At 71.5% G+C, this 25,022-nt stretch carries 18 protein-coding genes; 6 read left to right on the forward strand and 12 right to left on the reverse strand.

Annotated elements, in window-relative coordinates; genetic code table 11:
* Nucleotides 1-3: 3 nt before the first annotated feature.
* The 3 genes from IH54_RS0121845 to IH54_RS0121855 all read right to left on the reverse strand — a co-directional run bounded on the left by IH54_RS0121845 (nucleotide 4) and on the right by IH54_RS0121855 (nucleotide 5,537).
* A complete protein-coding gene (locus tag IH54_RS0121845; protein ID WP_234343692.1) occupies nucleotides 4-1,980 on the reverse strand; it encodes a heparinase II/III domain-containing protein in 1,977 nt (658 codons plus the stop codon).
* Nucleotides 1,981-2,245: 265 nt separating this feature from the next.
* Nucleotides 2,246-4,225: a DUF2264 domain-containing protein gene (locus IH54_RS0121850; protein ID WP_031519357.1), complete on the reverse strand. Its 1,980-nt coding sequence runs from the start codon at nucleotides 4,223-4,225 to the stop codon at nucleotides 2,246-2,248.
* Between the two features lie 160 nt (nucleotides 4,226-4,385).
* Nucleotides 4,386-5,537 carry a substrate-binding domain-containing protein gene (locus IH54_RS0121855; RefSeq protein ID WP_031519359.1) on the reverse strand — a complete coding sequence of 384 codons (1,152 nt, stop codon included), beginning with the start codon at nucleotides 5,535-5,537 and terminating at the stop codon, nucleotides 4,386-4,388.
* 166 nt (nucleotides 5,538-5,703) lie between these two features.
* Between IH54_RS0121855 and IH54_RS0121860 the strand changes: the two genes are divergently transcribed.
* The 5 genes from IH54_RS0121860 (at nucleotide 5,704) to IH54_RS0121880 (ending at nucleotide 10,578) form a co-directional block, all read left to right on the forward strand.
* Nucleotides 5,704-6,723 (forward strand): hydroxyacid dehydrogenase, encoded by a 1,020-nt coding sequence (locus IH54_RS0121860; protein WP_031519361.1) that lies wholly within the window; start codon nucleotides 5,704-5,706, stop codon nucleotides 6,721-6,723.
* A gap of 73 nt (nucleotides 6,724-6,796) precedes the next feature.
* The gene (locus IH54_RS0121865) at nucleotides 6,797-8,062 is read left to right on the forward strand and encodes an ABC transporter substrate-binding protein (protein ID WP_031519364.1); all 1,266 of its coding nucleotides are present in this window, start codon (nucleotides 6,797-6,799) and stop codon (nucleotides 8,060-8,062) included.
* On the forward strand, nucleotides 8,059-8,979 hold the full coding sequence (locus IH54_RS0121870; protein WP_031519367.1) for a carbohydrate ABC transporter permease: 921 nt from the start codon (nucleotides 8,059-8,061) through the stop codon (nucleotides 8,977-8,979). The genes IH54_RS0121865 and IH54_RS0121870 overlap by 4 nt, the downstream gene beginning before the upstream one ends.
* Nucleotides 8,976-9,878, forward strand: a complete 903-nt coding sequence (locus IH54_RS0121875) for a carbohydrate ABC transporter permease (RefSeq protein ID WP_031519369.1) — start codon at nucleotides 8,976-8,978, stop codon at nucleotides 9,876-9,878. The genes IH54_RS0121870 and IH54_RS0121875 overlap by 4 nt, the downstream gene beginning before the upstream one ends.
* A 7-nt stretch (nucleotides 9,879-9,885) precedes the next feature.
* Entirely contained in the window at nucleotides 9,886-10,578 is a 693-nt protein-coding gene (locus IH54_RS0121880) for a hypothetical protein (protein ID WP_052397729.1), read from the forward strand.
* A gap of 170 nt (nucleotides 10,579-10,748) precedes the next feature.
* Here IH54_RS0121880 and IH54_RS0121885 read toward each other — a convergent pair whose 3' ends face one another.
* The 9 genes from IH54_RS0121885 to IH54_RS0121925 form a co-directional block, all read right to left on the reverse strand.
* A complete protein-coding gene (locus IH54_RS0121885; protein ID WP_031519374.1) occupies nucleotides 10,749-12,458 on the reverse strand; it encodes an ABC transporter substrate-binding protein in 1,710 nt (569 codons plus the stop codon).
* Nucleotides 12,459-12,601: 143 nt separating this feature from the next.
* Nucleotides 12,602-13,684 (reverse strand): ABC transporter ATP-binding protein, encoded by a 1,083-nt coding sequence (locus IH54_RS0121890; RefSeq protein WP_420711792.1) that lies wholly within the window; start codon nucleotides 13,682-13,684, stop codon nucleotides 12,602-12,604.
* Nucleotides 13,681-14,718: an ABC transporter ATP-binding protein gene (locus IH54_RS0121895; protein WP_031519380.1), complete on the reverse strand. Its 1,038-nt coding sequence runs from the start codon at nucleotides 14,716-14,718 to the stop codon at nucleotides 13,681-13,683. Before IH54_RS0121895 ends, IH54_RS0121890 begins: the two co-directional genes overlap by 4 nt.
* Nucleotides 14,715-15,740, reverse strand: coding sequence for an ABC transporter permease (locus IH54_RS0121900; RefSeq protein ID WP_078862423.1), 1,026 nt, complete (start codon nucleotides 15,738-15,740; stop codon nucleotides 14,715-14,717). Before IH54_RS0121900 ends, IH54_RS0121895 begins: the two co-directional genes overlap by 4 nt.
* A gap of 3 nt (nucleotides 15,741-15,743) precedes the next feature.
* Nucleotides 15,744-16,730 (reverse strand): ABC transporter permease, encoded by a 987-nt coding sequence (locus tag IH54_RS0121905; protein ID WP_031519384.1) that lies wholly within the window; start codon nucleotides 16,728-16,730, stop codon nucleotides 15,744-15,746.
* Nucleotides 16,731-16,991: 261 nt separating this feature from the next.
* Entirely contained in the window at nucleotides 16,992-18,455 is a 1,464-nt protein-coding gene (locus tag IH54_RS0121910) for a GH1 family beta-glucosidase (RefSeq protein WP_031519387.1), read from the reverse strand.
* Between the two features lie 329 nt (nucleotides 18,456-18,784).
* On the reverse strand, nucleotides 18,785-19,807 hold the full coding sequence (locus IH54_RS0121915; RefSeq protein WP_052397731.1) for a LacI family DNA-binding transcriptional regulator: 1,023 nt from the start codon (nucleotides 19,805-19,807) through the stop codon (nucleotides 18,785-18,787).
* A gap of 171 nt (nucleotides 19,808-19,978) precedes the next feature.
* Nucleotides 19,979-21,277 (reverse strand): glycoside hydrolase family 6 protein, encoded by a 1,299-nt coding sequence (locus IH54_RS0121920; protein WP_031519393.1) that lies wholly within the window; start codon nucleotides 21,275-21,277, stop codon nucleotides 19,979-19,981.
* 77 nt (nucleotides 21,278-21,354) lie between these two features.
* Nucleotides 21,355-22,332, reverse strand: coding sequence for a glycoside hydrolase family 6 protein (locus tag IH54_RS0121925; RefSeq protein ID WP_031519396.1), 978 nt, complete (start codon nucleotides 22,330-22,332; stop codon nucleotides 21,355-21,357).
* Nucleotides 22,333-22,862: 530 nt separating this feature from the next.
* Here IH54_RS0121925 and IH54_RS0121930 point away from each other — a divergent pair.
* Nucleotides 22,863-23,711, forward strand: coding sequence for an enoyl-CoA hydratase/isomerase family protein (locus IH54_RS0121930; protein WP_031519399.1), 849 nt, complete (start codon nucleotides 22,863-22,865; stop codon nucleotides 23,709-23,711).
* The last annotated feature ends 1,311 nt before the right edge of the window (nucleotides 23,712-25,022 follow it).

The raw sequence follows: 25,022 nt of genomic DNA on the forward strand, positions 1-25,022 counted from the left end.
GGGTCAGTGCGGCGGCTCCGCGGCCTCGAAGCGGACCGACACGTCAAGTCCCGTCCCTGCCGCGGCATCCCGCGTGGCGAGTGTCAGCCGGGTGAGCGAGTGGCCCCAGGAGGAGCGCAGCTGGGGGTCGTCCAGAACGCGGTGCTCGACGCGGGCGGCGAGCAGGCCCGGCTCCCAGCTGATGCGCAGCGCCCTCCCCCGGGCGGTCACCAGCGCGGTGCCCGCGTCGCCGTCCACCGCCACCTCGCCGGCCAGGACGTGCCGCAACAGCGCGCCCCCAGCGGGTAGTTGCTCGGCCTCGTCGCGGACCAGCACGTACCCGGCGCCGTCGGCCGTCCGGACCAGGCGCACGGTGCGCCGCCAGGAGCGGACGAGCCCGGCCGGGTAGGCGGCGGCCAGGTCCACCGTGCAGGCGGCGCCGTCGGCGGCGATCCGGACGTCGGCGCCCCGCGCGCGGTACCGCTCCCCGGGCAGTTGCCCGCGGCCGCCCGGCTCGGGCACGTTGTGCCAGTCGGAGCGCAGCGGCCAGGCCCGGTAGCGGTCGGGCCCGAAGCTCGTGGCGGTGTAGGTGGGTTTGCCGACGTCCACGACCAGGGGGCAGCCGTCGAGGGCGACGGTGTACGAGCCGACGTCGAGGTGGTTGTGCCGCTCGCCGTTGTGGCCGCCCTTGAACGCCAGGGTCAGGCCGTCCCGGTCGGCACCGGGCCGCTCCCTGGCCACCAGCAGCTGCACGCGCGGCAGCCACACCGCGGGGTCCGGTCCGGACGCCCCCGCCGCCGGCCCGGCGCGGCGCGCGGTGCGCCAGCGCTGGTCGGCCAGGCCCGCGAGGGCGCGGCCGAGGCCCTGCGCGGGGTGGGCGTCGAAGCCCGCGGCGCGGCCCTGCGCGACGGCGTGCGCGGCAACGTCCGCGGCGCCCAGCAGCAGGCCCCAGCGGTGCAGCAACTGCCAGGCCTGCGGGCCGGGTTGCCGCGCGGGGGCGTCGCCGACGTTGACGTACCAGTGCCCGGCCAGGTGCATCCGGCGCGGGTAGCGGGCGAGTTCGGCGAGCAGCGGGAGGTCTCGCGCGTCCAGGGCCGGACCGCCTGCGGTCGCGAGCAGGTCGAGGCACTCCAGCAGTTGCCCGGCGCCGAGCCACCAGTAGCCGACGCCCTCGTCGATGCCGCCGTCGTCCGGCAGCACGGCCAGGTAGAGGTCCAGGCCCGCCACCACCAGGCGTACCAGGTCGGCCCGTTCGCCGTCGTCGTCGACGAGCAGCAGCGCGCAGGTCAGGACGGCGTGGTGGATCCAGGCGTTCCAGTTGTGCGCGTCCCCGTCCCTGCCGATCCAGTGCCAGTCCCTGGTCTGCCGGAAGGGATCGAGCACCCGCAGCCGGATCTCGCGCCGGATCCGCCGGCGCAGGCCGGGGAGCCGCGCCTCCAGGCGGGCGCCGAGCACGTGGTCGGCCCATGCCAGCAGCAGCGCGGCCTCGGCGGCGCCCAGGTCGAGGAAGGGCCGGTCCGGGTCGGGGAGCTGGTCGCCGGCCCCGGCGGCGAAGCGCTCGTGGGGCGCCCAGCACCAGGTGCTCGCCTCCAGCAGGGCCACCAGGCCGTCGGCCGCCGCGTCCAGGTAGGGGGCAGCGCCCGGCGGTGTTTCGGCCGGCGCGGACTCGTCGCGGAGGACCGCCGCGACGGCGAACAGGGCGGTACGGTCGCGCAGCCGGCCCACCTGGTCCTCGTACGCGGTGCGCACCCCGTCACGGAAGGCGCGGGCCCAGTCGGAGGCGAGCAACTGCGGCGCGGGGCAGGCCAGTTCCTCCTGCGCGTCGTGGAGGATGCGCTCCCGTGTCACCGGGTCGACGGCGTCCCACACCGTGCGGTCGGCGACGGTCGGCACGGGCGGCCGGCCGGTGCGCACGTATCCGCCCAGGCGGGAGCCGGGCGCGAGGAGGCCGGCGAACCGGCGGCCCAGCACCCCGGGCGGCACGGATGGCTGCGAGGTCACGGGGGGCTCCTGAGGGGGTCGGGGGCGGGCTCGGAGGGAACGGGGCGGCGAGCCGGGCTGCGCGCCGCGGGCACCGCGGGGGCGGCCTCGGAGGGAACGGGGCGGCGAGCCGGGCTGCGCGCCGCGGGCACCGCGGGGGCGGCCTCGGAGGGAACGGGACGGCGAGCCGGGCTGCGCGCCGCGGGCACCGCGGGGGCGGGCTCCCTCGTGGCTCTGCGCAGCCGGAGCCGCAGCCCGGAACCGGGTCCGGCCGGAGGCGGCAGCCCTACGGCGCCGACAGCGTCAGCTCCGTCCGTACCCCGTCCGGCCACACCACGGTGACCTCGTGCGCCCCCTCCCCCGCGTCCCGTACGCGCACGGCGGGCTCGGCCGCTTCCCCGGCGCCCCGGTCGAGGCGTACGGAGGCGGCGAGCACCTCGCCGAGCGGCAGCGGCCCCTCGGTGGCCAGCCACGGGGTCGCCGTCCACGCGGCCAGCGGGCTCGTGCCGGCCTCGGCCGTGACGCCCGCGAGGGAGAAGCCGCGCAGTCCGGTCAGCCGGCTGCGCACCCGCGAGCCGGTCACCGATGCGCGGGCCCCGGCCCCGTCCGGCTGCGGGGCGGGCTCCGTGTCGGCGGGGACGGGCCAGCCGCCCAGCCGGACCGCCCGCCAGGACGGCTCCGGGCCGTCCGGGGCGTCGACCCGCACCAGCCGGACCTCGGTGCCGGCGCGCAGCACGGACGCGACGGTGACGAGCGGACCGGGGACGTACGGGCCCGTGCGGCCCGATCCGTGGTCGGGCGTGGTGTCCTGGCCGGTGTCGACCCAGCGGACCGGGCCGCGGGAGGCGCCCACCAGGACGTCCCCGGGGAGGAGTTCGGCGCCGAGGGTGGTGAAGCCGCTCCGGTGGGTGGCCCGGCCCGCCCCGTCCAGGAGGACGACGCTGTTGTCGAGCGGGTCGGCGGTCGTGGGGCCGGTCAGCGGGGGCAGGGTGGCGGTGGAGTAGCCGAGGCGGGCGTAGAGCGGGCTGTCGCCGGAGGTGTCGCCGGGGCGGGCGTGGTCGGTGCCGTGGTTGACGGCGACGGCGATGCCGTCGGACCGCCGGGCGGAGACGAGCCAGCCGGGGGCGGTCACCGCACGGGCCACGTCGCCCCGCTCGACGGGCAGCGGCTCCTCGGTGGCCGTCCACACCGGGTGGTCCGCGGGGAGCATCAGGCCGAGCATGCCCTTGGCGGCCCAGTACGGGGAGCCGGGGCCCGAGTACGCCTGCCGGATCGGCGGCCACGCCCCGAACCAGCCCAGCCGCAGCAGCCCGTCGGGGGCGAAGGACCCGGCGTCGTGAAAGTGTCGGAGCATGCCGCTGGCCGCCCGCCGCACCAGGCCCGGCCCGAGGTCGCCGGTCCCGGTGAGGGCGGCCGTCCACAGCGGGGCCGCGGCGGCGAAGCGGTAGGTGAGGCTGCGGCCCTGGAGCAGCGGCGAGCCGTCGGCGCCGAGCAGGCACACCGCGTCGTCCAGGTACGCGCCGAGGTCGCCGGCCCACCGGCGGCGCAGGGCGGGCGGGCAGAGCGTCCCGGTCACGTCGAAGACGTGCGTCCACAGCAGCGGGTAGAGATGCAGGGCCCAGCCGGTGTAGTGGTCGTAGGCCCGCTCCTGGCCGTCGCTGAGCCAGCCGCCGGGCCGGCGCAGCGAGGCGTGGACGGCGAGGTCCTCCTCGATGTCGGCGGCGCTCCACGAACCGCCCGCCTCGCGCAGGAAGGACTCCACCACGATCCGGAACCACACCCAGTTGATCGGCGGGTAGGGCTGCCCGACGACGGCGCCGAGCCAGTCGGCGGCGCGCTCGCGTACGCCGTCGTCGAGCCGGTCCCACAGCCAGGGGCGGGTGATCTGGAGGATCAAGGCGATCGACGCCGCCTCCACCTTGGCCTGGTCCAGCTCGTCCGGGCGCGGCCAGGCCTCCGGCGAGTACGGGTCGGTGCCGGCGGCGAGGCCTTCGGCGTAGCGCTCCAGGAGCCCCGCCGGGTCGGTGCCGTCTTCGCCGGCGACGCGGAATCCGGCGAGCAGGAAGGTGCGGGCGAAGCCTTCGAGCCCGTCCGAGCGGCGGCCGTTGCGGCTGGCCGGGCCGGGCAGGTCGATGTACGCGCCCTTCGGGGAGCGGTGGGGTGCGACAGCGGCCAGGCAGGCGTCGGCCGACGCGGTCCAGTGGGCGCGGGTCCAGCCGGTGAAGGGGGACCGGCTGCGGTCTTCCGGCGGCAGGGCGGCCGTCATGGCGGACTCCGTACGGGGCGGGCTCGGGAGGGGTGCGCCCACCCAAGCCGCCGGTACGGCGTCGCGTCAACGACCGCGAACGTATACGCACTCGTTCGTTCACCAACGAACACGTGCGGTCCGAGGGGACCGCGCGATCGTCGGGACGTGCCGGGGCACGTCACGCGTACGGCGCCGTGTCCCCCGTGGGGGCCGACCAGATCTGCGCCGCGGAATTCACCGAGGAGTTGCGGATGACCAGTTCGGGCAGGATCAGGACGCGCTGCGGCGGGCGGCGCCTGCCCTCGATGAGGCGGGCGACCATCATCTCCACCGCGACCCGGCCGACCCGGGATTTCGACGGGCGGATCGCGGTCATGGCCGGCTCGGCGAGCTGCGCGACCTCGTCGTCGTAGCTGACCATGGCGATGTCGCCGGGGATCGGCACCCCCTGCTCGGCGAGGTACTGCGCGATCGAGATCGCGTCGGGGTCGCTGTGCACGATCAGCGCGGTGGTGCGGAGCCGACGGCAGCGTTCGAGGATGCCGGCGATGATCTCGCGGTGCCCGGGGACGTCGAGTGCGACGCTCTCGCGCACCACGAACTCCGCGGGCAGGCCCAGGGCCGCGCAAGCCCGCCGCCATCCGACGTCCAGATGCGCGGACGTCGGACTGCCCTTGGACAGCACCAGGCCCATCCGCTGGTGGCCGTGCTCGTACAGGTGCCGTACCGCGGTCTCCAGGCCGAGGGCGTGGTCGCTGCGCACCCACTCCAACTGGCGCGGGGTGGGTGTCCAGTCCGGGGTCTGCCGCTCGACGAGGATCGTCGGGACGGGGAGGTTCCCGATCCAGTCGATCATCTCGCCGGCCCCGTCCCCCTCCAGGTTCGGGGCGAGCAGCAGGCCCTGCACCTGCTGGGCGGCGATCAGCCGGGATATCTGGCGGCGGTCCTCGGCCTGGTCGTAGCTGGAGCCGCGCAGCTGGATCTGCACGCCCAGGGCGGCGGCCGAGGCCCGGGCGCCCGCGACGATCGGCGGCCAGTAGAAGTCCAGCGAGGGCACCACCATGCCGATCGTGAACGCGACCGCCGGCCCGCGCGGGCGCCGCGACGGCACGGCGGTGGCGGACGGCTCCAGTTCGGTCGGCAGCGTCGCGCCGCCGTGCACCCGGGTGAGCAGCCCGCGGGAGGCGAGCGCGGCGATGTCGCGCCGGGCGGTCAGCTCGCTGACGCCGAGCAGCCTGGCCAGATCGCGCACCCGGACGGCGCCGTGCCTGCGTAGTTCGTCCATCACCCGCTCGCGCCGCTGCAGCGCGAAGAGCCGGTCGTCGCCCATCGAGGCGCCTCTCCATGTGATTGTTTCTGAACGTTTAACGACGTATTTGTTCGGACTCTGGTGAACACCGATCGAACCCCACTATCCCTGTTCCCACGTATTTGGAACGGAACTCATCGGAAACACCGGTGCAGCAGCCGCTCCGAGGAAAAGGATCCGACGACCCATGCAGACCAGGCCGCACGCGTTGGTCGCGATGAGCCGCTCGAGCTTCGACGCGCACTTCGACCGGAGCCGGCTCGAACGGCTCGCCTCGCTGGTGACGCTGGGCGACCCGGTGTGGACCGACGACCTCGACAGCAGCGCGGCGAGGGCCCGCCTCGCCGACGCCGAGGTGCTGCTCACCTCGTGGGGCGCCCCTGAGCTGACACCCGCCCGCCTGGCCGCGGCGCCGCGGCTGCGGGCCTTGTTGCACTGCGCGGGCAGCGTACGCGGTCTGGTCGGCGACGTGGTCTGGCAGCGCGGCATCCGCGTCACCAGCGCGGCCGACGCCAACGCCGTACCCGTCGCCGAATACACCCTGGCCGCCATCATCTTCGCGGGGAAGAAGGCGCCCTTCCTGGCAGTCGACGAGCAGCGCGCGTACGGCGGCTGGGGCAGCGTGACCGGCTACGGCGACCTGTCGAACTTCGGCCGCACGGTCGGTGTCGTCGGCTTCTCCCGGATCGGGCGCAAGGTCGTGGACCTGCTGGGACTGCTGGACGGGACGACCTGCCTGGTCGCCGACCCGCACGCCGACCCCGCCGAGGTCGCGGCGGCCGGCGCCGCCCTGGTGCCGCTGGACGAACTGCTGCCCAGGGCCGACGTCCTGACCCTGCACGCCCCGGAACTGGCCGAGACCCGGCATCTGATCGGGGCCGCGGAGCTGCGCCGGCTGCCGGACCACGCCACCGTGATCAACACCGCGCGAGGCAGTCTCGTCGACGCCGCCGCGCTGGCCGCGGAGTGCGCGAGCGGCCGGCTGTTCGCGATCCTCGACGTCACCGATCCTGAACCGTTGCCGACCGACTCTCCGCTGCGGGGACTGGCACACGTTATGGTGACGCCCCATATCGCCGGCTCCCTGGGCAGCGAGATCGGTCGGCTCACCGACCACACCCTCGACGAGCTGGCCCGCTGGACGACCGACCAGCCACTGAGAGCCGAGATCACCGCCGAGCACTGGGCACTGGGCCGCAGCGCCTGACCCGCTGTTCGCGCAATCACCCGCACCTGTCGACCTGCCCTTCGGAAATCCTCAGCGCTAGGAGCCACATCCCATGAGAACGACAACCGCGAGAGTCCTGCCCGTCGCACTGGCCGCGCTGCTCTTCGGCGCCGCGGCCTGCGGCGGCGGCGGTTCCGGCAAGTCGGCGGACGGCAGGACCACCATCAAGATCTCGGTGTGGAACTACGCGACCACCCCCGAGTTCAAGGTGCTGATCGACGGCTTCGAGGCGAAGTACCCGAAGATCCATGTCGAGCCGGTCGACATCCCCGCCGGGGAGGACTACGCGCAAAAGCTCACCACGATGCTCGCGGGCGGTGACAAGACCGACGTGCTGACGATGAAGAACGTCACGGACTACTCCCGCTACGCCAGCCGCGGCCAGCTCCGCCCGCTCACGGACTACGTGACCGAGCTGCCGGACAAGGCGTCCTACTCCGGCCTGGAGGACTTCGACCTCAAGGGCAAGTACTACGCGGTGCCCTACCGCCAGGACTTCTGGGTGCTGTACTACAACAAGGCCCTGGTCGGCAACGCCGACCTCTCGCACCTGACGTGGGACCAGTTCGACACCCTCTCCAAGCAGCTCACCAAGGGGTCGGGCGCCTCCAAGGTCTACGGCACGTACCTGCACACCTGGCGCTCGGTGGTCCAGGCCATCTCCTCCGCCCAGACCGGCGGCGACCTCCTGGGCGGCGACTACAGCTGGATGAAGGACCAGTACAACGTGGCCCTGGACATCCAGAAGGCCGGTGCCACCGTGCCGTTCGCGACCGCGTCCAGCCAGAAGATCGGCTACGACGCCCAGTTCACGACCGGCAAGGCGGCCATGGTGCCCATGGGCACCTGGTGGGGCGCCGCACTGCTGGCGGAGAAGGCGCAGGGCAAGAACCCCGTCGACTGGGCGATGGCCCCGATGCCGCAGATAGCCGCCGACGGCAAGACGACCACCTTCGGCTCCCCGACGGCTTTCGCCGTCAACAAGCGGGCCGGCAACGCGGACGCCGCCACGAAGTTCGTCGAGTGGGCTTCCGGGCCGGAGGGTGCCGCGGCCTTGGCGAAGATCGGCATCGTTCCCTCGTACCACGACGACTCGGTCATGAACACGTTCTTCGGCGTCACCGGCATGCCGACCGACGCCCTGTCCAAGCAGGCCATGCAGCCCAGCAAGGTGCAGCTGGAGATGCCGGTCAGCGACAAGTCCTCGGACATCGACCAGATCCTCACCGAGGAGCACCAGCTGGTGATGACCGGCGAGAAGTCCGTCGACGACGGCATCAAGGAGATGGACAACCGCGTGAAGACCGAAGTCCAGTGACGACGGTCCCCTCCTCTGCGGCGTCGGCGCCGGTCACCCGTGACCGGCGCCGACGCCGACGCAACGTCCTGGTCGGCTGGAGCTTCATCCTCCCGAACTTCCTGGGCTTCGCCGCCCTGACGCTCGTCCCGATGGCGGGCGCCTTCGCCGTCGCCTTCACCGACTGGGACGCGTACTCCTCGCCGAAGTGGATCGGACTGGCCAACTTCCGCCGGATGTGGCACGACCAGAACTTCTGGACCGCCGTGCACAACACCTGCTGGTACGCGGCCGGACACATACCGCTCACCCTGGCGGCCTCGCTGGGCCTGGCCGTGCTGCTCAACCAGAAGCTCCGCGGGGTCGGCATCCTGCGCACCGCGTTCTTCTTCCCCTACGTCACCTCGCTCGTCGCGGTGGCGGTGGTGTGGAACATGCTGCTCAGCCCCGACATCGGCCCGGTGAACCAGCTGCTGCGGCACCTGGGCTGGTCCCACCCGCCGGGGTGGACCGCCTCCACCGACTGGTCGCTGCCCGCGCTGATCCTCACCAGCGTGTGGCGCGACATGGGCTATTACATGGTGCTCTTCCTGGCCGGCCTGCAGACCATCCCCACCGAGCTGTACGAGGCGGCCCGGACGGACGGCGCCGGCCCGTGGGCGCGGTTCCGGCACGTGACGCTGCCGGGGCTGCGGCCCACCACCTACTTCGTGACCATCATGCTCACCATCTCCAGCTTCAAGGTCTTCGACCTCGTGCAGGTGATGACCGAGGGCGGTCCCGGCCGCTCCACCCTGGTGCTCTCCCAGCTGGTCTTCCGCGAGGGCATCACGCAGGGCCGGTTCGGCTACTCCTCGGCGATCTCACTGGCGCTGTTCGTGATCGTGCTGGTCGTCACGCTCGTCCAGTTCCAGTTCCAGCGCAGGAGCGAACGATGAACACCACCGTGCTGCGCAAGAGCCGCCCTCCTGCCGCGCCCGCACCCACCCCGTACGCCGCCGCGGCCCGGCGCCAGGCGGTGCGCACCGCCGGTCAGGCAGTGATGTACGTGTTCCTGGTCGTACTCGCCGTGGCGATCCTGCTGCCCTTCGGGTGGATGGCGATCTCCTCGGTGAAGGCCGACCGGGACGTCTTCACGGTGCCGATCCAGTGGATCCCCAAGAGCTACCACTGGCAGAACTTCACCGACATCTGGAAACAGATACCGCTCGCCACCTACCTGGAGAACTCGCTGGTGCTCAGCGTGGCGATCACCTTCCTCCAGGTGCTCACCGGCAGCTTCGCCGCCTACGGCTTCGCGAAGATCCGCTTCCCCGGCCGCGACGCGCTGTTCATGGGCTACGTCGCCACCATCGCGGTGCCCTGGCAGGCGTACATGGTGCCGCAGTACATCATCATGCAGAAGCTCGGCCTGGTGAACACCCGCTGGTCGCTGATCCTCATCCAGGCGTTCGGGGCCTTCGGGGTCTTCCTGATGCGGCAGTTCTACCTCACCATCCCGGACGAGATCAGCGAGGCCGCACGGCTGGACGGCCTGAGCGAGTACGGCATCTGGGCCCGGATCATGCTGCCGCTGTCCAAACCCGCACTGGCCAGCCTGGCCCTGCTGACCTTCGTCACCACGTGGAACGACTACATGGGCCCGTTCATCTACCTGACGGACAACAACCTGTGGACCGTGCAGCTCGGCCTGCGGCAGTTCATCGGCCAGTACGACGCCCAGTACGCCATGATCATGACGGGGTCGGTCATCTCGGTGGTCCCGATCCTGGTCATCTTCCTGCTCGGCCAGCGCTACTTCGTACGCGGCATCGCCACCACGGGGCTGAAGGGGTGAATCCAGCATGACCGGACAAGCAGCGGCTCCGGCCGGCGCCAGGCGCCGCCTGCCGACCAACCTGTCCCACGGGTCGTGGGAACTCATCTGGTCCCACGTCCACCAGATCCTCGTCGTGAACGCCGGACTCGCGGCCGGCTGCCTGCCGCTGCTCGCGGCGCTCGCCGCCACGCGCGAACCCTGGCGCCATCCGGTGCCCTTCACCGTGCTGTGGCTGTGCGTCGGCCCGGCGCTCGCGGGGGCGTTCGGCTACCTCGAAAGAGCCGCGGACGACGAGGGGGGCTCGGCGCGGGCGGTCGAGTTCCCCCGCGCCTACCGCCGGCTCTTCCGCCGGGCCATGGCGTTGTGGGCGCCCTACGCCCTGCTGGCCGCGGTCAGCGGCACAGACGCGGTGCTGCTGCGGCACACCTCCGTGGGCCTGGCCGTCTGCCCGGCCCTGGCCCTCGTCGCGGTGGTCTCCGCGCTGTCCGGGGTGCACGCCATGGTGTCGGCCGCGACCGGGACGGACGACCGCCGGCTCACGCCCGCCGACTACCTGGCCGCGCCCTACGGCGTGCTGCGGCGCCCGCCGTCGGCGCTGCTGAACCTCGTCCTGCTGCTCGCCGCGGCCGCCCTCGTCGGCCGCTCCCCGCTGCTGGGGCTCACCACCCTCCCCGGGTGCGCCCTCTACGTGGTCTGGCGCAACGCCCGCACGGCGTAGGGACACCCGAACGGCCGCTGCCCCCGCGGTGACGGCGGCAGCGGCCTGGTTGCCGTCGTGGTACCGGCTGCGGGCGGGAACGGGCGGGCGGACGGCGAAGCCCCGGGCCCTGCGCACCCTTGCCGGATGCCAGGGCCCGTGCTCCTCGCGCCACGTCGGTCACTGAGGCGTCATCCGCGCGGCGACAGCTTCAGGATGATGTACTCGTAGGCCTGGCTGTTCGGCGCGGGGTTCACGTACGGGTCCGCCTCGTTGGGCCAGCCGGTGAAGTTGGCGTCGTTGTACTCGTACCAGGCGGCGCCGTAGAAGAGGGGGACGGCGGGCACGTCCTCGGACATGATCTTCTGCAGCGTGTTGAGCGCCGCCTGCTCGGCGGCCGGGTCGGCGGCCGTCTCGAAGGCCTTCACCGCGTCCGTCGACTTCTTCGGGTCGTACTTGCTGAAGTCGCCCGCCGCGACCTTGCCGGTCTCGGCGCCCATCCGCGGGTCCAGCACGTACTGCAGCCGCTGGTACGGGGTGTTGCCCTGGCCCCAGTGGATCGCGGCGTCGTACTTGCCGGTGGTGATGGCGGTGTTCCAGCTGTTGAAGTCGAACGCGCCGTTGGCGCTGACCTCGAAGCCCTGGGCGTTGAGATCCTTGGCGATCGCCTGCGCCCCGCACCAGTAGTCGGTGAACGAGTTCGGGTCGATGACCGTGAACTTGATCTTCTTGCCGTCCTTGGTCCACTTGCCGCCGGTCTTCGTCCATCCTGCCCCGCTCAGCAGCGAGTCGACCTTGGCGGAGTCGGCCTCCGGCTTGAGGTCGTTCTTCAGCGAGGGCTCCAGCGCCTTCTCGTCGGTGGGCAGCAGCAGACCGCCGGAGGAGGTCGCGGGCAGCGCGTAGTCGGTCTCGCACTGGCTGGCGTACGACTGGCGGTTCATGGCCGCGCTGACTGCCTGGCGGACCGCCGGGTCGGCCAGCGCCGGAGCGGTGCTGCTCTTGGTGTTGAGGAAGAGCGCGGCGGTGTTGGCCGCCGGGAAGTACGGCGCGCCCTGCTGGAACAGGTGGTGGTGCTGGGGGTCCTTGGCGACGAAGGTGCCCTGGACGTTGCTGATGTTGTTGCCGGTGAGGTCGATCTGGCCGGAGCTCAGCGCCAGGGTCGCCGCGTCGTTGGTCGCGTACGCCGGGAAGGAGATCCGCTTGACCTTCGGCGTCTCACGGAACTTCGGGTTCACCTTGAAGGTGATGTTCTGGGCGGTGAACTTGTCCAGCAGGTAGGGGCCGGTGCCGATGAGCTGGTCGGCCTTGATCACCGCGGTGGCCGGCTCCTTGACGCCCTCCCAGATGTGCTTGGGCACGATGAGCTGGTTGGCGATGCCGACGAAGTTGGCCTTCTGCGGGCCGTCGAACTTCATCACCACAGTGGTCGCGTCCGGCGTCTCGATCGAGGTGGGCAGCGGCGCGCCCCCGCTGTTGGCCGCCGGGTTCGCCTTCAGCATCTCGAAGGTGAACTTGACGTCGTCCGAGGTGAAGGGCTTGCCGTCGCTGAAGACGATCCCCGGCTGGAGCGTCAGCTTGAGCGACGTGTTGCCGTCCGACCACTCGTAGCCCTTGGCCAGCCACGGAATCGGCGGCTGGTCGGGCCTGAGGCTGTTGATCTGGAACAGCGGCTCCCACACCAGCGAGCGGGCGTTCTCGACGCTGACGAAGGAGTTGCTGTCGAACGGGTTGTAGTTCTCCGTGAAGGACGGGACCGGGTTGGACTCCACCACCAGGGTGGCGTTCTTGGAGCCCTTGCCGGAGTCCTTCGCATTCGAGTGGGAGGAGTCGGTGCAGGCGGTCATGCCGAGGCCGATCGTCGCTGCCAGGGCGACGAATCTCAGAGCGGTGGTACGGCTCATCGTGACGTGATCCTTCTCTGTCGACGCAGACGCAGATGCGGACGCCGATGTCCGGGGGACACGCGTCCGTCGGATGTGGACGGGACGGGTGGGCGCCGTACGCGGGTGTACGGGGTCGGTGGGTGCCACGAGCGCGGCCGCCGTCATTCGGCGGCGGCACCCTCGGCGGGCTGCGGTCCGGGCCGGTGGTCCGGGCTCAGCAGCCAGCAGGAGGCGACCTGGTCGGGTCCGGCCGGAAGCGCCGGCGGTGCGGTCTGCGAGCAGACCGGCATGGCGAGCGGACAGCGCGGGTGGAACCGGCAGCCGCTCGGCGGGTCGATCAGGCTCGGGGGGGCGCCCCTGCCGCGCAGGACGACCGGACGGTCCCGGTCCGGGTCGGGCGCTGCGCTGAGCAGCAGTTGGGTGTACGGGTGCGCGGGCGAGTCGGTGATCTGGACCGCCGGCCCGGACTCCACGACCTCCCCCGCGTACATCACCACCACGGTGTCCGCCAGGTAGCGGGCCGAGGCGATGTCGTGGGTGACGTAGAGGATCGCCAGCCGCTCCCGCTCCCGCAGTTCGTCGAGCAGGTTGAGCACGCCCAGGCGGATCGAGACGTCCAGCATGGAAACCGGTTCGTCGGCCAGCAGCACCCGCGGGCGCACCGCGAGGCCGCGTGCGACGGCCACCCGCTGGCGCTGCCCGCCGGACAGCTCGTGCGGGAACTTGTCGATGTAGCGGTCGGCCGGGCTGAGGCTGACCTTCTCCAGCAGCTCCTTCGCCAGGGCGTCGAGTTCGGCCTTGGCCGGCTTGCGGTGCAGCTTCAGCGGCCGCTCCAGGTGGTAGCGAATCCGGTGCACGGCGTTGAGCGAGGAGAACGGGTCCTGCAGCACCAGATGGACCTGGCTCGTGTACGCGCGGCGTGCCCTGGCGGAGCGGCCGACGGGTTCGCCGTCCAGCAGCAGCTCGCCGGAGGTGGGGGTGATCAACTGGGTGAGCAGCCGCGACAGCGTGGACTTGCCCGAGCCCGACTCGCCGACCACCGCCGTCACGGTGGCCTCGGGCAGCACCAGCGAGATGTCCTCCACGGCGTGCACCACCCGGTTGCGGCGCAGGCCCTCGTGCACCGGGAAGTGCTTGGTCAAGTTGCGGGCCTCCAGCGCGGGCACGCCGGGGCGCTTGGGCCCGTGCACCACGCGCGGGGTTCCGGCGGCGGCCGTGCCGGCGGGGGCTTGCGGGGCGGTCACAGGGCACTCCCGGTGGGTCGGGCCAGCGGTGCCGGCAGGTCGTTGCCGTCCGCGTGCAGCCAGCAGGCGGCAAGCCGCCCCGCGGAGTCGCCGGCCAGGGCCGCCGTGGGCGGGAACTCCTCGTGGCACCGGTCGAGCGCGTACGGGCAGCGCGGGTGGAAGGAGCAGCCGGTGGGCAGTGCGGTCAGCGACGGAGGCGCCCCGGGGATGCCCTCCATCCGCACCCGCTCGCCGTGCAGCGCGGGAAAGGAGTTGAGCAGCCCGAGCGTGTACGGGTGCCGGGGGCCGCGGAACAGCTCGCGGGCAGGGCCGTGCTCGAGGATGCGCCCGGCGTACATGATCGCGATGGTGTCGGCCAGCTCGATCAGCAGCGACAGGTCGTGGGTGATGAAGACGACGGCGAAGCCCAGGCGGTCCTTGAGCAGCATCAGCTCGTTGAGGATCTCCCGCTGGGTGACGACGTCGAGCGCCGTCGTCGGCTCGTCCATGATCACGACCTCGGGGTCGAGGACCAGAGCCATCGCGATCATGACCCGCTGCCGCATACCGCCGGACAGCTCGTGCGGATAGCTGCGCAGCCGGTCCTCGCTGATCCCGACGAGGTCCAGCAGCTCGATCGCCCGCTGCCTGCGCTGCTCGGCGGTCATCTCGCGCCGGTGCGCCCTGAGCGCGTCGGTGAGCTGCGCGTCGATCCTCGCCACCGGGTTCAGGGCATGCATCGCGCTCTGGAAGACCACGGAGATCTGGCTCCAGCGCACCCTTCGCAGTTCGGCGGGGCCGGCCGCCAGCAGGTCCAGGGAGACGTCCCTGCCGGTGAAGCGGACGTCGCCGCCGGTGATGACGCCCGGCGCGCGCAGGAGCCTGGTGATCGCGTAGGCGAGGGTGGACTTGCCCGAGCCGGACTCGCCCGCCAGCCCGAGGACCTCGCCCCTGCGCAGCACCATGGAGGCGTCGGTGACGGCGCGGACGCCGTCTGCCCCCAGTCCGTAGTCGACGCACAGGTCGCGGACTTCGAGAATCGGATCGCCGGTCACGGCTGAGCCTCCATCCGGTGCGGTGCCGGCCCCGCGCCGGGCTCGGACTTGGTCGTGGTCTCGGACGCGGAGCCCTCAGGGCCGGCCTGGCCACCGTCGGCGGCGGGCGCCTGCCCGGCGGAGCGCAGCACCGGGGTCAGGCCCAGCGTGAAGCGGACCCCGTCGCGGCGGCCGCTGCGGGCGGAGGCCAGCCGCGGGTTGGTGACCTCGTCGATGCCGAAGTTGATCAGCGCCAGCGCGATGCCGACCAGGGCGACTGCCAGCGCCGGCGGCAGGTACCACCACCAGTAGCCGTTGATCGCCGCCCCGGACCCCTGGGCCTCGTTGAGTACGGTGCCCCAGGTGACCGACGCCGGGCTGATCACGCCGAGCCAGGCCAGTGCGGTGTACGTGCCGATGCCGTAGATCACGGTGAAGATGAAGGCGGACGCGAGGATCGGCAGCAGGTTGGGAACGACCTCGAAGAGGATGATCCGCCACGTGCGCTCGCCGATCACCCTGGCCGACTCGACGTAGTCCTGGCTGCGCATGGCCATGGTCTGCGCACGCAGCACCCGCGCGCCCCAGGCCCATGCGGTGAGCGCGATCACCGACCCGATCAGCAGCGGGTTCGAGGTGTCCTCCGGCGGCAGCGGCTTCATGATGACCATGAGGATCAGCAGGCCGGGCAGCGCCAGGAAGATGTTGGTCAGCGCGGACAGCACCTCGTCGGCGACGCCGCCGAGGAAGCCCGCGGTCACGCCCACCAGCACGGACAGCACGTTGGCCAGCGCGCCCGCCAGGAAGGAGATCAGCAGGGTGTCGCGGCCGCCGGCCAACAGGCGCGAGAACAGGTCGTGCTGCTGCTGGTCGGTGCCCAACCAGTGCGCACCGGACGGCCCCAGCGGCAGTCCGCTGCTGCGGTTGGCCTGCCAGTCGGGCGAGTGCGGAGCGATCAGCGGGCCGAGGAGGGCCACCAGCACCAGCAGGAGCAGGAGCAGCAGGCCGATGGCCACCTTGCGGGAGCGGAGCATACTGGGCATCGCTCAGGCCTCCTTGCGGGAGCGGGGGTCGAGGGCGACGTACGCGATGTCCGCGATCAGGTTCACGGCCAGCACGGTGAGGACGACGACGAGCAGGATTCCCTGCAGCAGCGGGAAATCGCCGGTGAGGATGGCCTGGTAGATCTGCCAGCCGACGCCCGGGTAGGTGAAGACGATCTCGGTCACCAGCGAACCGGTGACCACCAGGCTGATCGACAGCCCGAAGTTGGCGATGGTCGGCAGGAGCGCGTTGCGGGCTGCGACGGCGGCCACTCGCCACTGCGGCAGGCCCTTGGCAGCGGCGACCAGGACGTAGTCCTCGTCCATCGTGGTGATCATCAGGTTGCGCATGCCGACCACCCAGCCGGCCAGCGAGGCGAGCACCACGGTCAGCACCGGCAGGGCGGCGTGCTCCACCACGCTGGTGACGAACGGTCCGTTCCAGCCGGGCGTCAGGTCGGAGTCCCGGCCGATGTCGTAGCCGTTCTGGTAAGGGAAGAGGCCGCCGAAGAAGCCCAGTGTCATCATCACCAGGAACGCCAGGATGAAGTAGGGCACCGACTGGAAGAAGGTCGTGGCCGGCAGCAGGCTGTCCAGCAGCCCGTTGCGCTTCCAGCCGATGACGATCCCGCCCACCGTGCCGATCAGGAAGGCCAGCACGGTCGCGGTGCCCACCAGGCCGAGCGTCCACGGGAGGGTGTTGCCCAGGATCGTCGACACCGGCGCGGACTGCGAGGTGGACACGCCCAGGTCGCCGCGGAGCAGATGGCTCAGGTAGGTGAGGAACTGCGACGGCATGCTCTGGTCGCCCGCGCCGTACTGCGCCTCCAGCGCCTTCATCGCGTCCGGGTCGAGGTTGGCCGAGCGCAGCTTGGACAGCACGTTCTGGAGCGCGCTGCCGGGCAGCAGCCTGGCCAGGAAGAAGTTGACGGTCACCGCCGCGAAGCCGGCCAGCGCGTAGAAGCCGAGGCGGCGGACTATCGTTCGCATGGGGGCTTCTCTCCTTCAGCGCGTACGGCTGGTCGGCACGGTCCGGCAGGGCGGTCCTGCGGGCGGTGCGGAGGTGTCGGCTCTGGTCATCGGTCGGGGACCTCAATGTTTCGGGCGCCGGGCTGCCGACTGACACGCTGTGGTCAGCGACGGGCCGGGCGGTGCGGGAGCGCCTGCCGGCAGTGGGCCCGGCAGGCGCTGGGGTCGAGGGGGCTCGGCGCGGCGGCGAGGGCTACCTGACCGCCGCCGTGCGGCGCGCGGTCACGGGAGCCGGTCGATACCGTTGCGGCGGATGGCCCTTGCGTACCAGTGCGCGCTCGCCTTCGGAGTGCGGCACTGCGACGGGAAGTCGACGTAGACCAGGCCGAAGCGCTTGGCGTAGCCGTAGGCCCACTCGAAGTTGTCCAGCAGCGACCAGGCGAAGTAGCCGGAGACCGGGACGCCGGCCTCGATCGCCTGGTGCACCGCGCCCAAGTGCTGGTGGAGGTAGGCGATCCGGTCGGTGTCGTTGACCTCCCCCTCGGGCGAGCGGTAGTCCTCGCAGGCCATACCGTTCTCGGTGATCACGACGGGCAGGTCCGGGTGGTCCTGGTGCACCCGGTCGATCAGGTCGCGCAGGCCGGTGGCGTCGATGCTCCACCGCATCGCGGTCAGCTCGCCGGGCGGCTGGTGGAAGGCCACGTCCTCGGCGCCGGGCCACGGCGAGTGGTCGCCCCCGCCGTGGGCGTCGTCGCGGACGCCGCCACCTGCGGAGACCACCGCCGGGGTGTAGTAGTTGATGCCGAGCTCGTCGATCGGGGCGGCAGCGGCCTCCAGGTCACCGGGGCGCACGAGGTCGTCCCAGTCCACCAGGTGCGCGGTGTCCTGGAGCAGGTCCGGGTCGTACGCGCCGCGCAGCATCGGGCCGAGGAAGATCCGGTTGCCGACCGCGTCGATCCGGCGGGCGGCCTCCAAGTCCTCCGGCTCGCCGGTGAGCGCCCGGACCTGGTGCAGGTTGAGCGCCACCGACAGCCGGGCGGTCCGCGGGAGTACGTCGCGCAGCGCGGCCGCACCGAGTCCGTGCGCCAGGTTCAGATGGTGCGCCGCGCGCAGCGCGTCGCCCGCGTCCGTGCGGCCGGGGGCGTGCACACCGGAGGCGTAGCCGAGGAAGGCCGAGCACCAGGGCTCGTTCAGCGTGGTCCAGTGGGACACCCGGTCGCCCAGGGCCCGGCCCGTCAGCAGGGCGTAGTCGGCGAAGCGCTGAGCTGTGTCGCGGCGCGGCCAGCCACCGATGTCCTCGAGGTCCTGCGGCAGGTCCCAGTGGTAGAGGGTGGCCAGCGGGGTGATCCCGGCCTCCAGCAAGTCGTCCACCAGACGCCGGTAGAAGTCCAGGCCCCGCTCGACCGCCGGACCCCGCCCGGTCGGCTGGACCCGGGGCCAGGCGATCGAGAAACGGTAGGCGTTCAGGCCCATGTCCCTCATCAGCGCGACGTCCTCGCGCCAGCGGTGGTAGTGGTCGGCGGCCACCGCACCGGTGTCGCCCCGGTGGACCTTGCCGGGCGTACCGCAGAAGGTGTCCCAGATGGAGGCGCTGCGCCCGTCCTCGTTCGCCGCGCCCTCGATCTGGTAGGCGGAGGTGGCGCTGCCCCAGAGGAAGCCCTCGGGGAAGCGGCGGAAGTCCTCGGCGGCCGCTGCATCGGCGACGGGCGCCGAAGGATCGGCCTGTCGGGCCTGGACAAAGGTCATGTGGGAGCGCTTCCATGTTGACGCACGTCGCAGAGTCGCGAAGTGTCGCTGTGACGGGTGAGTGAACTGCCTTTACCGGCAGGACGAGGGTCAGGCGGGGCTGGAACTGGGAGCGCTTCCAGCGCCGCGTCGGAAGTTTCCGGCGCGCAACGCCCAGGTGTCAAGGGGATGGCTGGAATAATCCGGGAGCGCTTCCAGTCCCCTGCGGCAGCGGCTTGCGACGTCCGGGAGGTGGCGGCCCGAAGGCCCGCTTCGGGGCATGACCGGGCCCCCGAAGCGGCACCCACCCGGGCCGCGCTCCAGGTCGCGTCCGACCCAATCCCGTCTGCCTAGGAGGGCGCGGGAGCGGACTGCCGCACGACCAGCCGGGTCGGCAGGATCAGCGGGCTCGGGTCGTTCCCGTCGATGGCACCGACCAGCATCCGCGCCATCTCGCGCCCCAGCGCCCTGACCGGCTGGTGGACGGTCGTCAGCGGCGGGTCGGTGTGCCGGGCGCTGGCCAGGTCGTTGAACCCGATCACCGCCACGTCCTCCGGCACCCGCCGCCCCCGGCGGCGCAGCGTCCGCAGCGCTCCGATCGCCATCCCGTCAGAGGCGGCGAACAGCGCGTCCAACTGCGGGTGTGCATCCAGGAGTTGGTCCATGGCCTCGGCACCCCCCTCCTCCTGGAAGTCGCCGGAGGCGACATCCAGGAGCGGGATGCCGGCCAGCATCAACCCCTCGCTGAAGCCCTGCTCGCGGGCGACCGAGACCTGGGTGTCCACCTGGCCGGTGATCATCACGGGCCTCGACCTGCCGGTGCGCGCGAAATGCTCGGCAGCCAGCCTGGCCCCACCCCTGTTGTCGGCGTCCACGTACCGGCGCGGCTCACCGGTCAGCGGCAGGCCGCCGAAGACCACCGGGATGCCGGACTCCTCGCCCAGGCGGCCCAGCGGGTCGTCCCCGCGCAGCGCCATCATCATGATGCCGTCCGCCCGTCGGGAGCGGACCATCCTCTCGAGGCGGTCGCGACCGCGGCGGGTGTTCGCCAGCACCAGGAGCAACTCCAGGTCGGTCTGCTCCAGGGCCGCGCTCACGCCCAGGACGACCTCGGCGAAGAAGGGGTCGGCGAACAGCCCGTCCTCATCGCTGGAAGCTGCCAGCACCACTGCGCCGACCTTCCGGGTCGCCAGCGCCCGGGCGGTCGGGTTGGGCACGTAGCCCAGCTCCCGCACGGCCCGCTCGACCGCCTCGCGCTTGACCCGACTCACGTGCGGAACGTTGTTGATCACACGAGAAGCAGCCGTGCGCGACACCCCCGCTCGTTCGGCTACCTCGTCGAGCGTCGGCATGCGCCTGGGCGACGGCTCCATCGAACACTTGCTCCTCGGCTTCACATAGCGGGGGACACGGGCAATGATCCCACGCGCCCTGCCGCCCCAGGTATGGCTCCTGGGGCGGATCGGGGCGGGAGAGGCGGCCCGGGTCGAAGGCGCTCTGGTAGCGCTTCCGGTGGCTGCTTCACGTGTACCTGGAAGGCCGCCTCACCGGGAAGGGGCCCGGCCGGGACGGGCGAAGGTCAGGGCCGGGTCGGCGTTGCGCGCCAGCGTCAGGGCCTGCTCAGGCCACCAGGCGCCGGCGGGCGGGTCGACGATTCCGTACTCCGGATCGACCGTGCCTCCGGGGATGCTGCGGTTGCACTGCCCGTCGGACTGGCCGACGGTCTTCACCCACAGGTAGGCGTCCGCGAGGGGGGTGCCGGTATCGGCGGTGGGGCGGTTGCCTATGCCGCGTCCCGGCGCGTTGCACCAGGTCTGCGGGTCACCGGTGTACTTGCCCGCCGGGGGTGTCCAGGCGCCCTGGCCGTTGCGGCTGGTGTCGACGACGAAGTGGGCGAGTTCGTCGGCGGGCGGTGTGCCGACGTTCTGCTGGAACCACAGGTCGGTCCAGTGCCAGGTGCTGGGGTCGTCGGCGTTGACGGAGTTCCCCGCCTGGCCGTCGTTGGGGGCGGCTGCGGAGTAGTACTGGCCGGCACACCAGTCCGCGTGCCCGCGCGCCCAGTCCGGCCCCTTGCCGGCGAACCACAGGCAGCTCGAAACCCAGGTGCCGTAGTGGTCCAAGAGGTCCGTGGAGAAGTAGTTGGACACGTTGAGGGAGAAGCCCTGGGCGCGCTCGACCCCTGCCTGCAGCAGCCGCTGCGCGATGGCGCCCACGCTTTGCCAGTGGCTGTTGCCCGCGTCCAGGTAGACGGTCGTGTTCGGCTGCTTCTCCAGGGCGTCGACCGCGTAGTTGAGATCCGCGATGCGTCCCGCCGTGAGCGTCCCCGTGGGGTCGCTGTCGGCGGAGCAGTCCGACGGAAGGTTGGCCAGGGCGTCGGGTTCGAGGACGATGAGCGCCCTGCTCCGGCCGATGCCGCGGGCCAGCCCCGCGATCCATGCCTGGTAGTCCGCGTCGGATTGTGCGCCCCCGGCCGAGTACTGGGAGCAGTCCCGCAAGGGGATGTTGTAGGCGACCAGGACGGGGACGGTCCCCGTGCGATCCGCTCTGCGGACCAAGGACCGCGTCCGGTCCTCCACCTGTGCGGGTGTGCCGTCGGTGAACCACTGGGCTTCGGGCCAGCTGGCGACTTCCGCCATGGTGGCGGCGTCGGCGAGGTTGTGGTGCTTCAGGTCGGTGGCGGCCTGCTTGGCGGCGTCGCTGTTCGGGTCGACGTAGAACCGGGTGTCGGCCGGCAACGTGTGGCCGGCGGTCTCCTGGGCATGAGCCGGCGCTGCGGTGGCAAGAGCCGCCAGGAGAGCAGTGACGCCCAAGGACGTCAACGAGCGTGGGAGGTGGCGTCGCATGCAGTCTCCTCTTTCTTTCTCGGATCGGGGGTTCCGGGCCGGGCTCGGACGGCCTCGGCCCGGAGTGGGGGCCACCGTCAGTAGCCGTAGATCATCTTGTAGGCGACCTCGGGCAGGAACTGTCCGGCGGTCGTTCCGGTGCCTGTGCCGCAGTTGCCGTCGGACTCGCCGGGAGTCTTGACCCACAGCAGCATCTCGGCGCCACCGCCCAACTGCGTACGCGTCCCGGTCTTCCGGCCCGCCGGGTTGCACCACGTGCCGTCGGAGCCGTTGCCGTTGCGGCTGGTGTCGACGACGTACGGCTTGGTGAACCCGTTCGTCGACTGCAGGGCAGCGTTGACGGCGTTGCCGTACGCGGTGTTCTGCGCGGTGGTGTAGAAGTTGGACACGTTCAGGGAGAACCCGTGGGCCCCGCTCACCCCGGCCGCGGCCAGGTGCTGCGCCATGGTCGAGGCGCTGATCCAGCCCGGGTTGCCCGCGTCCAGGTAGACCCAGGTGTTCGGGGCCTTGGTGTTGAACTGCGCGATGGCGTTGCGCAGCAGCGAATCACGCTCCGAGACCTGAGCCGCGGTCATGCAGCCCTCGTCCCCCAGCGAGTCCGGTTCGAGGACGACCACCGCCGGCCGGTTGCCGATGCCGCTCGCGAACGCTGCGATCCAGGTGTTGTAGGCGGCAACCGAACCGGCCCCTCCGCCGGACTGGCCCGCGCAGATGTCCCGGTTCGGAATGTTGTAGGCCACCAGAATCGGCAGCTTGCCGACGGCGGCCGCCGCACCGACGAAGGACCCGGTCGCCGTGCCGATGGTGCCGCTCCAGTTGCCGAACCAGCGTGCCATCGGCACGCCGGCGATCGACGCCCCGATCGCGGCGGCCCGGCCGTCGCCGGGATTGGCGCTGACCCACTGCCGCGCGGTGGAGTTGGGGTCGACGTAGAAGCCGCTGGTCATGGTGGTGGGATCGGCCGCAAAGGCGGTCCCGGGAGAGAAGGTTGCCAAGAGGCCGGTCAGTGCTGCTACTACCACAAGCAGCGACAGTCTGCGGTGCGGACGGCGCATGGTGATTCCTCACGCTGTGGGGGGACGAGAGCAACTGGAAGCGCTTCCAGGTGCCAGGATGATTGGTGATCCGCGAACCTCGTGTCAAGGCCCACGACCTTGCGCGTGGTTGATGTGCGGGGGCGCGACTGGAAGCGCTACCAGTCACTGCGGTGGCTGGAGAATCCACGCGCCATGGCGGCAAGGCCTGGAGCCCCGGCCGCACCACTGCCCCGCCGGTCCGTGCCACCCGGCACGCCGGCGGGCTCTGGGGTCCAGGGCTGCTTCAAAGTCCTGGGACCTGGGTCAGGTCGCCTGCCGCAGTCTTCTGAGCTGCGCCGATCGGCTGAACCGGCGTCCGTGATCTGACCGCCGTGCCGTCGTGGACCTGGGCCCATCACCCTGTCGCGCGGATAATCGCGCGAATCAGCCCGAGAACGGCCACCGGCGCCGGCACGGCAATGGTCGCCGTCGACACCGCGGACGAGGAGGCCGCGGGTTGCCGACTGTGTGATCAGAGGTATGGAGCCGCAGGCCAAGGAGACGAATCCGTGAAGAAATGGACCCATTTCTCTGTGACTGCCGAGACGAGGGGTCTGTGGAGGATCACGTTCGACAGCCCGCCGATCAACCTGGTGTCCCCGGAGATGCTCACCGAGCTTCCGAGCCTGGTCGATCAGATGGGGGCTGCTTCGGAGCTGCGAGTGGCCGTGTTCGAGTCGGCGAACCCCGACTACTTCCTGAACCACTACGACACCTCCAGGGTGGCCGAGACTCCCAAGGAACTGGGGGCGAGCGGCCGCCCGCTCCTGATTGACGCCGGCACCCGCCTGTCACGTCTGCCGGTCGTCTCGGTCGCCAAGGTCAGGGGCCGCGTCAGGGGGGTCGGCAGTGAGCTGATCCAGGCGATGGACATGCGCTTCGCCAGTGAGCGGGCTCTGTTCTGCCAGCCGGAGACCGCGAACGGCAACCTGCCTGGCGGCGGTGGCCTTGAACATCTGCCCCGGCTGCTCGGCCGCGCCCGGGCGCTGGAGGTGGCCCTGTCCAGTGACGACTACTCGGGTGAGCTGGCCGAGCGGTACGGCTGGGTCAACCGTACGGTCCCCGACAGCGAACTCGACCCGTTCGTCGACACCCTGGCCCGCCGGATCGCTTCCTTCGACAAGGAGTCGATCGCCGCCGTCAAGCAGCAGGTCAACCGGTTCACGCTACCGTCGGCGGAGGATCTGCAGTCCTCCTACGACCTCTACATGCACTCCTTCGGCTGGCCGGGTTCCCAGCGCAGGCTTCCGGCTGCCACCGCCGCAGGACGCAACCAGCCGGGCGACTACGAATTGCGCCTGGGTTACCACCTCGGACGCCAGCCGGCGGACGACACGCACAACGGCGCACGCGCGTAACCGCCGCCGCAGTTCAAAGTGCTGTTCCGGGCGACAGCACGTCAGAATTCTCAGTGATCCCGCACGGCGCCCGTCGATGCAGATGCCGAGATGGTCGACGCCCAAGTCATCCCGTGGCGTGGGGCACACCGCGGCTCCGGTTCGTCGGCCGGCCGAGCCACGGATCACCGCGCTCGCGCCGAGCGCAACAGGCCTCCAGGGCCTGTCGGAAACCAACCTGGACGGACCACCTCCGCTCGAACGGAGGTGTCTCATCGCCACACTCCTCGGCGAGCACCGGCCCCGGTCCTTCCCGTCAGGCTGCGCACGAAGTTCTCGAAGGGATTGCCGGGGTCGCCCTGTCCGGCCTCCACGGCTCGGAAGACGTTCACCCGCCGCTTGAGCGCGACGGCGAGCGCGGCGAGTGCTCCAGGACTTCGCGGACAAGCACCTCTCCGAGGTCGAGCACGGCGGCTCCCACGCCGAGGTGACGACGCCGCTCCATCCCGCCACCCGACACGGCGGGCCGCCCGGACCTCGCGCATCCGGCCCGCGCGGATCCACCGCCCCTGACCGTCGATCCGACCGGCACGGGGCCCACTCCTGATCCGCCGAGCGCAACCACGGCCAACCGCGCATTTGCCGACCCGAAGGCCCGGCAGCGGCGTTCCAGCAGCCAGGCCGGGAGGCAGCTGCCGTCCGGAGCTTGGGGATCGCGAGTTCGACGGTTTCCGCGAGGGTGTCCCAAGGACGCAACCCGGATGGGGCCTCGGCGGTCTCGCCGCGGTCGGCCGTCAAGAATTCCCGTACCGGAGCGTTGACCTTCGAATGCCGCAGGTCCACACTTACCACCGTTTCGTGTCAGTCCCCTCCTGGCGCCGAGACGACTCCGACGGCTGTCAGTCCTCGTGAACGGCCCCCACCGTGTTCCTCTCGGTGGTGCGCTCAGCAGCGTGCCCCCGCAGGACCGCCAAGAGACGAGGTCGAAGTGATCCCAGAGACCCGTTGTTCCTCCCCTCCGGCGCGGCGTTGCCGCGTGCGTCGCCGACCGCGGCCGCGTGCCGCGACCGTCGGCGACGCGAGGGTGACGGTGGGGGTTCTGTGCTGCAGGCTGGCACCGACTCTCAGTTGTTAGCGCAATCAATGGTCCTTTCGGGCACATCACTCAAGGAGTACGTTTTATGAAGCGCACCCGTGCGGTGAAGCGGCGACAGCCGTTACTCATCGCTCTGCTCTCCACCGCTTTGGCTGCAGTAGGAATCTCGTTCGTGGCGACGTCCGCGCAGGCGGCGAGCGGCTGCCAGGTCGACTACAGCATCACGAACTCGTGGC

The sequence above is a fragment of the Streptomyces sp. NRRL F-5123 genome (assembly GCF_000721495.1).
Lineage (GTDB): Bacteria > Actinomycetota > Actinomycetes > Streptomycetales > Streptomycetaceae > Actinacidiphila.